This window comes from Myxococcus sp. AM011 (assembly GCF_013372595.1).
GTDB classification, from domain to species: domain Bacteria; phylum Myxococcota; class Myxococcia; order Myxococcales; family Myxococcaceae; genus Myxococcus; species Myxococcus eversor.
The window spans coordinates 1-420 of record NZ_JABXEM010000660.1 but is presented as its reverse complement, the minus strand read 5'-3'; the positions used below and the strand labels follow the sequence as shown (position 1 = coordinate 420).

Annotated in this window: 1 protein-coding gene; it reads left to right on the top strand. The window is 65.0% G+C overall.

What is annotated here, in order from left to right:
* On the top strand, positions 1–420 hold a 420-nt coding region (locus HUW62_RS47900), incomplete at both ends, for a DNA translocase FtsK (protein WP_303626929.1).

Here is a 420-nt window from a genome sequence, read left to right as displayed (position 1 = left end):
GTGCAGATCGTGCGCCCGACCGCCGTGGTCAAGAGCGAGCGCGTGGAGCGCGAGAAGCAGCAGCCGCTGTTTGTCGACATGCACGATTCCGACCTGCCCCCGCTCGCGCTGCTCGATCCGATTCCGCCGGTTGTGGAAACCGTGAGCGCCGAGACGCTGGAATTCACCTCGCGCCTGATCGAGAAGAAGCTCAAGGATTTCGGCGTGGAAGTGCAGGTGGTGGCGGCCTATCCGGGCCCGGTCATCACGCGCTACGAAATCGAGCCCGCCACGGGCGTCAAGGGCAGCCAGATCGTCAACCTGGCGAAGGACCTGGCGCGTTCGCTGTCGTTGGTGTCGATCCGCGTGGTGGAGACAATTCCAGGCAAGAACTGCATGGGCCTGGAGCTGCCGAACCCGAAGCGCCAAGCGGTGCGCCTG